Here is an 11,079-nt window from a genome sequence, read left to right as displayed (position 1 = left end):
ACAAAGGCGAGGAGATAGGCTATGTCCTTTCAGGCAAATTAAAAATGGTTATCAGCAATGCTACTTACACTATCCGCGCCGGAGACGTGATCTATCTGACCGCAGAGATGCCGAGTCAATGGGAAAATCCAGGGCCTAATGTGGCCAGGTTGTTGTGGATTAAAGAGAAGTAGAACTAAATGTCCAACTATTGGAATAAATCTTTCTGGATAGCCTCAAGCAGGTCATTGGCCTTGAGGTCTTCGATCTTAAAATACCGTGCCCCCATCTGGTCCGAGAGTTGACGGGCCAGACCAAACGAGACCATCCCGGGTCCCTCCACATCAATCACTATGCTCCGGATACGTGAATCGTCTCTTATAGCAATTGCTATCTCTATAGACTCCATAACCGGTTTTCCTCCATACAGGCCTACATTGGCCTTGCCGTCAGAGATCAAAATAAACAGAGGATAGATATTGGGGTCCTTATGGAAATAACTCTCAATGACCTCATATCCCAGGCTTATCCCGTGTGGCAGCGGAGTCTTCCCACCGGTCGGCAGCTCTTCCAGGAGCTTATAGGTAAGTTCGATACTGTTGGTGGGAGGCAGGAGCACCTCCGCCCGGTCTCCCTTAAAGGCTAACATAGCCACCCGATCTCTCTTCTGATAGGCATCTATAAGGAGGGAGAGGATGGCCCCTTTGGTTGCGATCATGCGTTTGCCCGCACCCATAGAGCCGCTGGCATCCACCACAAAAACGATAAAATTACCGATCTTCTTCTCTCTTCTCCTTCCCCTGATGTCACTCTTTTCAATGGCAATGGCTACATTTTCCCTTTTCCTTTCCCTCTGATAAGGGGCGGCCGCCCGGATCGTGGCGTCAAGGGCAAGGTCCGCGTCTCTGTGGCTCAAGGTGCTCCTGACATAGCGACCCGCTTTCGTGGATGTCTCGGTCCGGCTCCTACGCCCCGAACCCTTACGTACTACCCGGTCCTTCTCCGCCTGTATAGGCTTGACCCGGAAGGGCGTGCCTGTGGGAAAAACCGTTTCCAAAGAAGAGCGCCCTGACTCCTGGTCTTCCTGCTCCCCTTCCCCTTGCCCTCTGGATGAACGTCCTTCCTGCTCTTTATCCCCCCGGCCTTCCTTTTGACTTTCTGCCTTGTTGTCCCTTGACTCAGCGCGGGTTTGATCTTCATCTGCGGAAGATTCGTCCTGCTCTTCTCTCTCCTTTTCCTCGTGGCGGGGCTGAGGAGGCATCCTCATCCGATGAAGGAGCACAAATCCTGCCGCTCTTTTGATATCATCTTCAGTAACTTCTTTTCTCCCATCGAGAGCGGCAACGGCTATGGCTGTTTTTCTCATGATGATATCCGCACGTTGCCCGGCCACATAAGCCTCCAGTGCCAGTGTAGAACAGAGACGGAGCATCTCTTCCGGGATACGGACAGAGGGAATAACTTTTCTGGCCCCAATTACCCTTTGCGCCAGCGCATGCTGGGCATTCTGATAGCGCTTGACAAATTCAGCCGGGTCTTTCTCAAAATCCTCCCGGCGCTTGATCACCTCTACCCTTTCGCCCGGACTCTCTATACCTTCCACCTGGACACACAACCCAAACCGATCCAGAAGCTGGGGCCGTAGTTCTCCTTCCTCCGGATTCATGGTCCCGATCAGGATAAATTCGGCCGGATGTGTATAAGCGATCCCTTCCCGTTCGACAATATTGATCCCCATAGCCGCAGCATCGAGAATAATATCCACAATATGATCGTGCAGGAGGTTGACCTCGTCAATATAAAGAATACCTCGGTGGGCCCCGGCAAGCAGTCCGGGTTCAAATCGCTTTTTCCCCTCTTTTATCGCATACTCGAGGTCAATCATCCCCACCACCCGGTCCTCTGTACACCCCAGGGGAAGATCGATTATCCTGATCTTTCTGCTGATAACAGGCAGGATATCTCCTTGCCTTACCCTTGCCCTGCAGTCAGCACACAAACCTTGATAGTCATGAGGAGCGCAATTGAAAGGGCACCCCGGAACCACTTCGATCTCAGGCAAAAGGGCGGCCAGGGCACGAACCGCTGTTGACTTGGCGGTCCCCTTCTCTCCCCGGATAAGCGCTCCGCCGATGGAAGGTAAGACGGCATTGAGCAACAACGCCATCTTCAGGTCGTCTTGACCCACAACAGCGGAAAAGGGGTAAACGTTTTCTTTAGTCCAATTCATGCACACGCCTAATATTTCTCATTTGTGGGTGTGTCTATGGCTATGGACATGCGCATGAGCATGTCCATGCTCAAAGTCACCACGAATAATTCCTTCTATTTTCCCCGCCTCTACCCCGGCCTTTTGAAAGGGTTTCCTCCGCATCCTGTGTTGCAGCGCCATTTCCGCAACCATTTGAACATCCTCCTTAGGAACCTCTTTCCGTCCTTGAAAAGCGGCAAACGTCTTTGCCGCCTTCATTATGGTAATATCTGCCCGGTGCCCATCCACGTGCATTTCAATCGCGATGCGGGCGATCAGATGCAGCATGTCATCGGACATAATTACCTGGTCCAAAAGCTCCTTCGCCCGGACAATGGCCTCCTGGAGTTTATTTTCTTCCTCTTGCCAGGCCTTCCGGAACTGCACGGGGTCTTCTTCATACGCAGCCCTTCTTTTAACAACCTCTACCCTCAGGTCCGGATCAATGATCCCCTCCACGTTCACACAGAGTCCGAAACGATCCAGAAGCTGGGGGCGCAGTTCTCCTTCTTCCGGATTCATAGTCCCCACCAGAATAAATTGAGCGGGATGAGAATAGGAAACACCCTCCCTCTCCATGATGTTCACACCCATCGCCGCCGAATCCAGAAGCACATCCACGAGATGGTCATCGAGGAGATTGACCTCGTCCACATAGAGAATACCCCGGTTCGCTTCGGCCAGGATACCGGGCTCAAACCTCTTTTCTCCTTTTTTTATGGCCTGTTCTATGTCCAGCGTGCCCACTACCCTGTCTTCTGTGGAACTCACCGGCAGATCAACCACGCGTATCTTTCTCCTCCCAACCGGCAAGCTTTCTCCCTGTTCAAGACGGGCCGCACACTCCTGACACATCTTTTCTTTTATATGCGGCTCACAACCAAATTTACAGTCTGCCACTACCTCTATCTCCGGGAGAAGGTTGGCCAGGGCGCGAACGGCTGTGGATTTGGCCGTCCCTTTTTCTCCGCGGATGAGCACCCCTCCCAGCTTGGGATTAACAGCGTTCAAGATCAAGGCGCCCTTCATCTTCTCCTGGCCTACTATAGCCGTAAAGGGATATGTCACTCTCTTTGTTTCCATCTAATCTCCCTCTTTTTACCGGCAATTAGTTTTCATCCGGAAACCCCAAAAATTCCAGATAAGCTGTCAGCACTCAGCCATCAGCGTTCAGCTCAATGTGTTGTTTTATTTTTTTTGCTGACAGCTAATCGCTGATCGCTGAAAGCGTGAAGCCGGAAACAGTAGTTTCCGGATGAGCATTAATTACTCATTACTTATTCCCTACCGCCGATCTTACTTTGTCCTTAATTCCCTGCATCATCTCCCTCCAATTCTCTACGTCATCAGGGGTCAAGACGTCTATAGAACCGCCCTGAAAATCTCCTTCCACCCCTTCCATTCTTTCTTCTATCCATCCCTCTATGGCCAAATAGGCATCCTTTAATTCATTTAAGACCTCCGGGTCCGCCACCCAAAGACCCCTTTTCTCCGCTTCCAGCAGCCTTCTGGCCATCTCCTCCAAGGCCCAGGGATTGTGCTCCTCAAAGAATTTCCGGTTCTCTTCGTCTAGAATAAAGGTCCTGGCGATGTCATCAAATATCCAGTCATCAACCTCCTGAGTGGTGGCCTCCCAGCCATAGACCCGGCCGACCCGTTTGGATATATCCCCGGCACCTTTGTACCCGTGGCGCTTCATGCCTTCAATCCACTTCGGGTTAAGCAGTTTGGTCCGTACCACCCGCCTTACCTCGCCTGCCAGATCCTTCACCTCCACATGTTCCGGTTCCCGGGTATCTCCATAATAGGTCTTCACCTCCTTGCCGGAGATGTTCCGCGCCGCAGCCGTTATCCCGCCGTGGGTGCCGAAATAACAACAGCAGCCGAAAAGGTCGTACTCATCCGTCACCACCTTATTAAAGGTGACATCCACCGTCTTCAGGCTATAAATCAATTGTTCATGAGATTCCTGACCATAAATGCCTTTGCCGTAGGCATAGCCGTTCCAATAAATAAAGACATCGGCCAGGTCTTTCTCTTCCTTCCAGGCCGAGGCATAAACCGCCAGGTTGACCCCGGGCATATAGGTGCCGGGTTTGGAGGCAAACACCCTTAACGTGGCCTTCCGCCAGGCATCCTTATTCGCCGGAGATTCTCCCTGAGAAGCCATCTGTTCCAGGGCATGCTTCCTCACGAAATTCATCTCAACCGGTTCATCCAATGCAGCCACGGCCTGGACGGCCTCGTCCACGAGTTCAATGCAATTGGGAAAATTATCCCTGGTTATACCGGAGACGCGGATGGTTACATCTATCCTCGGCCTGCCCAGCTCTTCTAAAGGGATAATCTCGAACCCTCTCACCCGGCCATTCGAGAGCCAGCAAGGTTTAACACCCAACAGGCGCATAATCTGGGCCATCCCTTCTCCATCAGACCACATGATATCAGCACACATCCAGTGTATGGCCACATTTTCCGGGGTCCTTCCCTCTTCATGCCGGTATTTATCAATGAGAGCCTGGGCCAGCCTTTCACCCACCTGACAGGCAGCCTTGGTTGGGACCCGGTGCGGGTCAAGGGAGTAAAAGTTTCGCCCCGTCGGGAGTACATCGGCCCGGCCCCTGGTGATCAGACCGGAAGGACCGGCCGGAATATAGCCAGCTTCAAACCCGTGCAAGAGGGCCTCTATTTCTTTGGAGTCCTTTATACGGGAATCAAGCTCCAGGATTTGCCTTCTAACTAAATCAAACCCTTCTAAGTGGCTCTCATCCCTCATCCTCTCACCAAGTATCTCTTTCAGTGTTTTCCCTAATTCTCCACTATTATTATTTAAAACTTTCTTGATAAGTTCCCTGCTCAGGAGATCGATCTCTTCCAAAAGCTCGCCGTGGCTCTTAAGGTAATGGGCGTTTATGGCCCCCTGATCGCTGAGGAGATCCTTCATTTCCAGTCCCATTAGTCTGCAGATCATCTTGCGGAGCGATACCTCTTCTCCGGCGTCATAGCGCAGGACAGAGTTGATAAAGTCAACCCGTTTATCCCCTTCCGGAAGCCCTCCAAAGATATGCATACCATCCTGGATCTGCGTATTTCTGATCCGGCTTAAGGCGTCATGCGCAGCTTTGGCTACTGTTTCGAAAGGCAGATCATCGGTAAGTTTAATTTCCTTATCCAGATTGACCTTCTTTATCAGGTCTAAAATCAAATGTTCCAGGGCATGGGCCCGTCCCTTATCGGTAATCCTGGCCTGCTCGTATTCTCCCAGATAGCGGCCCAGTTCCTCAAGCTCCTCATAGAGTCCACCCTGGGTCATCACGGTCTGCATATGGTCCACCAAAGTGGCATAACTCCGCCTCTTGGCGATAATCCCTTCAGGTGAATTATCTGCGTTGTAGATATAGAGATGCGGGAGTTCATGAATCGATATATCCGGCAGACAGGCGTCGGAGAGACCCACGCCTTTGCCCGGAAGAAACTCTACATTCCCATGAGTACCCACATGCACGATGACATCCGCACCAAAGACCTGTTCCAGGTAGCGGTACGTGGCCAGATACTGATGTGGCGGCGGAACGTCCGGGTCATGGAGTATCTTGCATACCCTCCCGTCGCATTTAGCCCCGGCGCATCCCCTCTTGGGTTGCACGCAGACCACGGCATTCCCATAATCCACGCCGGTTACCACTATCTTGTTTTCATATACCATAGCCGCCGGAATCCCATGCCTCTCCTGCCCCGGAGGCTCTCCCCAGGCCTCCACTATCCGTTTTTTCGCCCTTTCCGGGAAAGTCGCCCACCACTTCAGATATTCATCCAGCGAGACCATAGCCAGGGCTCCGCCCCTTTTTACTATCTCATCTATTGCCGTCCAGCGAAACTCAGAGATGGCCTTCCTGTCCATAATCGTATCGACAAGTTCTTTCCCGCTCGTGGGCACATCTAATTGATACCCCTTCTCTTGCATGGCCTTCATAACCCGGGCCACGCTTTCCAGTGTGTCCAGATGGGCGCCGCAGCCCACCGTGGCCTCTACTGACGCGCATGGGTTATTATGGAGCATAAAGGCTACTTTTCTCTGAGAGACCGGCTTCTGTCTTAACTCGATCCACTTTTTCACCCGTGTAGCCAGACGGCCGCACCTCTCCCGGATAGCCGCCCGCTGTTCCACAGTCACTCCGGTTTCTTCATCGCCGGACCGCTTCGCCGCCCCAATGATGACAGGCTCTATAACTCCCTCGAACTCCGGTAGCGCCACTGACCAGCCGATATCCGTGCTCAATCCCTGCGCATCTTTTTCCCATTCCTCTATATCCTTGGAATAGGCCGTAATCGGCTGAAACACCGGGACATCCAGCGCCTTGAGTATCCCCACGCCAGAAGATGTATCCCCGGCATTGGACAGGTCTTCTCCCCGGACCTTATCCAGCAAGAAAGGCTGCAGCTTGACCAGGGCCTGCACTCTTAAGGTCCCCTCTCCGGTCAGGAAAACCTCTCTGACCACCTCTCCGCTTCCCTTAGCGCCCAGGTTCTCATCCTTAACACTGTATGAAAATACGGGAATCACGTTTAAATCCTGTTTTTCCAACGCCTCGATCAGGGCGTTCTCGACTTCCAGATTGTCATTTACCCAGTAAAAACGGGAAAACAGTATGCCGACGCCCGGTCTATCCTTTGGTTTGTACCAGGCGAGATAATCCTCAACCGTCCTGAAATATCTTCCGGCCCGGGGGTGGTAAAGCCCTTCCCAGGGGACCTCCTGAGGTGGTTCATACTGTACATCCATTCCTCCCGCTTCTTTGGCGAGATAACAAAGCATATTTACAAAATTCTCTTCCCCGCCTATGGTGACATAACTGTAACAGGCGCTCACCACCTCGGGTCTGACCGTGGAGAGGTACCAGAATGACGGATCATAGCTGATGCAGACAATAGGGACTTTTTGACCTATCTCTTTTAATTGCTCTTCAACCGTATCCCAGAAGCCTTCCGAAGATCGATAGAGCAAGATGACATCGGCGTCCCGAAGCCCTCTCAGGGCCTCTTCCAGCCTGGAAGGGTCGTTTTCCAGGGTCTTGGAGGAAAATGCCTTGAGGTCGAGAAAATCTAATTTACTGGCCGAACGGACCAGCATCGGGATATGGCTGTTCCACATTATGGATCGAATCTTCATGGTAGGCCTCAAAGGAAATTAGTAACACAAAAATTAATATGGTGTTACTTAACAAGTCGGCAGGTAATTGTCAATGACTATCCATGCTAATAGTTGGGGAGAGATTTGACGCAATGGAGTCTTGATAAATTGTATATTTCTGAGATATACAGAAGGTGTTTATTTGTAGTTTTTACGACCAGGAGTAATCATATCCGAGTCATCTCGGCCAGGGATATGAATAAGAAAGAGGGAAGAGAGTGCGAATTATTATGAAAAAGAATATCCCGAAATTTGCATCGGAAGATGAAGAGCATAAATTTTGGGCCACTGCGGATTCAACTGAATACGTCGCTTGGAAAAAGGCCGAGAGGGTAGTTTTACCCAATCTCAAACCTTCACTTAAAACGATCTCGTTGCGTCTTCCGGAATTCATGATAGAAGAACTTAAACTTTTGGCAAACAAACGTGACATCCCTTATCAGTCCTTGCTTAAAATGTTTCTAAGCGAACGTATAGAGCAAGAATTGAAATCGGAAACATGATTGAAAAGACCGAAGAGAAGCAGAGTTTACAGCCAACAAGAAGTTGCCGATTATTAACTGAAGGATGAAGACCTGCCCCCGCTGGCCCTCTCCACGGTATAATTGCCGCCACAGGTCGCCCCGTGGCGCAGGGTGATACACAAAACGCTGCGCACGTTCCGCACGAACGTTATCTATCATTCCGCGGATACTGGCCGCTGCGATCGAAATTTCTCAACCCGCTATTCCGGCGTCGGCTGAATACTGTTATTAGCCGATCCGCGCAGAATCATCACATAGATGTTTGCACCTTCCCAGCAACCCCTCTTTACCTTGGGATCGAGTAATTGCCATGACTGCAATAAGGTGCCTTTATCAGTGGCATCATAAGCCAAAAAGCAAGCATAGTCATAGTCCCAAGCTGGATGTTTGGGTTTTTCAGCAATAGTTGGGAGGCCTAAATAGAAAAATGACTGATAAATTCCTGTCACCAAAGCGGTTTCGGCTGCCTGGATACCGCCCTTTGCGAAAAACTTGCCCTCAAAGAGCACCCTATGCGGAAAAGGATCCCTTAAAGCTATGTCAGGACAGCTTTGCACCACCGCAGCCCCAGGCCCGTTTCCCCACCATTGTTTAATGATTTCTCGAGGTTTCGCGCCCATTACTTTTTTGAAGGGGTGCGGCACCGAACGGGAAGATGAGCCACTTGATAAGCGTGGAATATGCCTGTATGACTCAGAAAGCAGTGCTTGAGTGGCATTGGCAATCCCTAATCCTTGATCCACAGTCAAGAAGTGATGAATAGCAGGTATTATATATTGATTGAGGAATGCCCCCTCGGTAAAGTTCTTGTGCAGAGCCAGTCCAGAAGACTTGGATTCGGCCACAATCCGCGATACTTCTTTCGAAATAACCGAAGGCCCAGGAATGCATTTATTCAGAAAATCTTCTAACGAGCATAGAAAACTGAATGCTTCTTTTTTATTCGACATAGTTCATATTCCCCGGCTAACACTGCTTTTATGTTATCTTACGAAACATAAAAATACTATGTGAGAACAGGGCTATTTGTCAACTATTTCTGGGAGAATAAGTCGGTCTGTCTCTAAACTAAAAACTGATAAGGTAAGACAAAGAGGTGAGAAAGGTCAGGTCAAATGCAAAAATGCCGCATAAACTTCGGGAAAAATTTGGGTACCCTTCTCTTGTACTCCATATATTCATCGCCGAAGCGCCTCTGTAATTCTCTTTCTTCGAATGGGATGATGATCACATGAACCGTAAAGAAATCCAGGATGGCTATCAAACCCACGGTCAAGATACCTGTGATCAGGAAGGCCCCGAGGAAAATCATGCTATGCGCCAGATATGTAGGATGCCTCACTACGGCGAAGGGGCCCTTTTTCACCAGGTGCATCTTCACCTTGTCTGAAAACTCCGGGATGCCAATGAGTCCGAACCTCAGGTATATGCCGGTCAGGATGTGGAGGGCCAGTCCGGAGATAAACAAGGCCCAGCCCGGATAAGTTAAGAACGCTGGAATCGTAATTTTGTAAAAAAGGAGGTGTTCCTTTATGACATAAAGGCTGTAGGCCAGGGGCAGCCAGAAGATGATCGGAAAGATTAGAGTCGCCAGGCCCAGCCTTTTGAAAAGACCTGTCATGAGATGGACCGGAATCCAGAAGAGCGGGATCACCGGCCAAAAGATGATAACTGATAAGGCTATAAGGTTTTTTAAATCCATAAATCATTATACCAATTCTTCACCTGAAAATACCTTTTATCTGTCATTCCGTGCTTGACACGGAATCCAGTCTTTTAGTTGCTGGATTCCTGCTTTCGCAGGAATGACATTTTCGTTATTCTTTGTGCCGATCTGTCGGTATGTGTGTTTCACAAAAAATCTTTACCTACCGATACGAATCAAAACAGAGATGAAAACAAAACGGCCAGATAGTCATATAAGCGCTGTCCTCGCTCTTATCATAATTTTGCTGGGCCATGTGGTTCCGGCAGCCGGCGCTACCTACAAATACGTCGATGAAAATGGCATTATCTGTTTCACGGATAACCCCGCCACTATTCCCAAGGCATTGCAGGACAGGGTAGAGACAAAAGATTTTTCCGCTCCCGAGCCGGCCAAAGCATCAAGAAGGAGCCAAACCAATGACCCTATCGTATTTACTCCCCCATCTTCCTCCCGGAGTAAGGACTTAATTCATTACCGATACGATGACCGGTTGGACCTGGCTGCAAACCTCCTCGGCTACGATATGGAGGTCTATCCTCAATTGTTCGGCGAGAACATCAACAAGGCTCAAATAATCAGCCGGCTAGAGGCCATTGCCAGTGATATCAGAAAGGATATGAAGAAATGGAGCAGAAACGACGCCAAGACACTGATCGGCTGCATGCTGGACAGAATAACATATTCAGGTTTTAGCTACCAGAGCGGAAGGCTCGAAGAAAAGATAGTATCTCTTCCATATATACTGGAGAATAAAAGGACAAACTGTTTTGGCTTCAGCCTCCTCTGCCTCGCCCTGGGAGAACGATTAGGACTGCCGCTTTACGCAGTCGGCATCCCCTGTCCTAACGTCGGCGAGTTCCACATGTTCGTCCGCTACGACGATGGCCATGAACGGTTTAATCTGGAGGCTACCAATAGATGGCGGGGACTGAGATATGGAGATAGCAAGTACGTGCGGAAGTGGGGAGCGTGGGAAAGTCCCTATTTCTTTAAAAATCTAAGCAAGCAGGAACTAGTCGGTGACTATCTGTACTACCTCTATTATCTCTCCGAACGTCATAAAAGGTGGGAACTGGCCGATGAATGCGCCAAAAAAGGCCGGGAGCTGGCTCCGGAATCCTGGTGGACCAATTACATGATGGCCCTCACTTCCCTCCGTCAGGGGAATATCCATCAGGCCGGAAAATGCGCACAGAAGATGCTCGAAGTCGGGTATATGGCCCCTCCGGAACTGTTAAAGCAGCTTAATATCGAGTACCCTAATAACCGCTGGGTTAAATAACTCATTTGGTCAAACGCCGCTGTATTCTGAAGATAATGGAGTATTCCTGAACACCGGCAAGATATTAGATGCAAGGCGCCGAGGAGTGACGCCTGAGCAACTGTGTTTTTTGTCAAGCGGTTTTTAAGCATGGTTGCCATAGTG

Annotated in this window: 9 protein-coding genes; 4 read left to right on the top strand and 5 right to left on the bottom strand. The window is 50.0% G+C overall.

Annotation, left to right across the window (positions count from 1 at the left end; all coding sequences use genetic code 11):
- Nucleotides 1-14: 14 nt before the first annotated feature.
- The gene (locus RDU59_12635) at nucleotides 15-173 is read left to right on the top strand and encodes a cupin domain-containing protein (GenBank protein ID MDQ7839326.1); all 159 of its coding nucleotides are present in this window, start codon (nucleotides 15-17) and stop codon (nucleotides 171-173) included.
- A gap of 14 nt (nucleotides 174-187) precedes the next feature.
- Here the strand turns inward: RDU59_12635 and RDU59_12630 are convergent, their stop codons facing one another.
- The 3 genes from RDU59_12630 to cobN form a co-directional block, all read right to left on the bottom strand.
- A complete protein-coding gene (locus tag RDU59_12630; GenBank protein MDQ7839325.1) occupies nucleotides 188-2,209 on the bottom strand; it encodes a putative cobaltochelatase in 2,022 nt (673 codons plus the stop codon).
- A gap of 18 nt (nucleotides 2,210-2,227) precedes the next feature.
- Nucleotides 2,228-3,313, bottom strand: coding sequence for an ATP-binding protein (locus RDU59_12625; GenBank protein ID MDQ7839324.1), 1,086 nt, complete (start codon nucleotides 3,311-3,313; stop codon nucleotides 2,228-2,230).
- A 190-nt stretch (nucleotides 3,314-3,503) separates the two neighbouring features.
- Complete coding sequence (cobN, locus tag RDU59_12620; GenBank protein ID MDQ7839323.1) at nucleotides 3,504-7,400, bottom strand: cobaltochelatase subunit CobN; 3,897 nt, start codon at nucleotides 7,398-7,400, stop codon at nucleotides 3,504-3,506.
- Between the two features lie 93 nt (nucleotides 7,401-7,493).
- Here cobN and RDU59_12615 point away from each other — a divergent pair, with 93 nt between their 5' ends.
- Nucleotides 7,494-7,655: a BrnT family toxin gene (locus RDU59_12615; protein MDQ7839322.1), complete on the top strand. Its 162-nt coding sequence runs from the start codon at nucleotides 7,494-7,496 to the stop codon at nucleotides 7,653-7,655.
- On the top strand, nucleotides 7,652-7,924 hold the full coding sequence (locus tag RDU59_12610; GenBank protein ID MDQ7839321.1) for a BrnA antitoxin family protein: 273 nt from the start codon (nucleotides 7,652-7,654) through the stop codon (nucleotides 7,922-7,924). The genes RDU59_12615 and RDU59_12610 overlap by 4 nt, the downstream gene beginning before the upstream one ends.
- A 221-nt stretch (nucleotides 7,925-8,145) precedes the next feature.
- Here the strand turns inward: RDU59_12610 and RDU59_12605 are convergent, their stop codons facing one another.
- A complete protein-coding gene (locus RDU59_12605) occupies nucleotides 8,146-8,895 on the bottom strand; it encodes a hypothetical protein (protein ID MDQ7839320.1) in 750 nt (249 codons plus the stop codon).
- A gap of 161 nt (nucleotides 8,896-9,056) precedes the next feature.
- Nucleotides 9,057-9,647 carry an isoprenylcysteine carboxylmethyltransferase family protein gene (locus RDU59_12600; protein ID MDQ7839319.1) on the bottom strand — a complete coding sequence of 197 codons (591 nt, stop codon included), beginning with the start codon at nucleotides 9,645-9,647 and terminating at the stop codon, nucleotides 9,057-9,059.
- A 190-nt stretch (nucleotides 9,648-9,837) separates the two neighbouring features.
- On the opposite strand from RDU59_12600, the gene RDU59_12595 reads away from it, so the two are divergent.
- Nucleotides 9,838-10,935, top strand: a complete 1,098-nt coding sequence (locus RDU59_12595) for a DUF4124 domain-containing protein (protein ID MDQ7839318.1) — start codon at nucleotides 9,838-9,840, stop codon at nucleotides 10,933-10,935.
- Nucleotides 10,936-11,079: the final 144 nt, after the last annotated feature.

Source organism: Thermodesulfobacteriota bacterium, from assembly GCA_031082315.1.
Classification (GTDB): domain Bacteria; phylum Desulfobacterota; class QYQD01; order QYQD01; family QYQD01; genus QYQD01.
The sequence above is the reverse complement of the archived record's forward strand: the minus strand, read 5'-3'. Positions and strand labels throughout refer to the sequence as shown.

Bases quoted from the DNA above. Each gene is read 5' to 3' on its own strand.
- RDU59_12630 (MDQ7839325.1), bottom strand. From the start codon at position 2,209: ATGAATTGGACTAAAGAAAACGTTTACCCCTTTTCCGCTGTTGTGGGT.
- RDU59_12625 (MDQ7839324.1), bottom strand. From the start codon at position 3,313: ATGGAAACAAAGAGAGTGACATATCCCTTTACGGCTATAGTAGGCCAG.
- cobN (MDQ7839323.1), bottom strand. From the start codon at position 7,400: ATGAAGATTCGATCCATAATGTGGAACAGCCATATCCCGATGCTGGTC.
- RDU59_12610 (MDQ7839321.1), top strand. From the start codon at position 7,652: ATGAAAAAGAATATCCCGAAATTTGCATCGGAAGATGAAGAGCATAAA.
- RDU59_12605 (MDQ7839320.1), bottom strand. From the start codon at position 8,895: ATGTCGAATAAAAAAGAAGCATTCAGTTTTCTATGCTCGTTAGAAGAT.
- RDU59_12600 (MDQ7839319.1), bottom strand. From the start codon at position 9,647: ATGGATTTAAAAAACCTTATAGCCTTATCAGTTATCATCTTTTGGCCG.
- RDU59_12595 (MDQ7839318.1), top strand. From the start codon at position 9,838: ATGAAAACAAAACGGCCAGATAGTCATATAAGCGCTGTCCTCGCTCTT.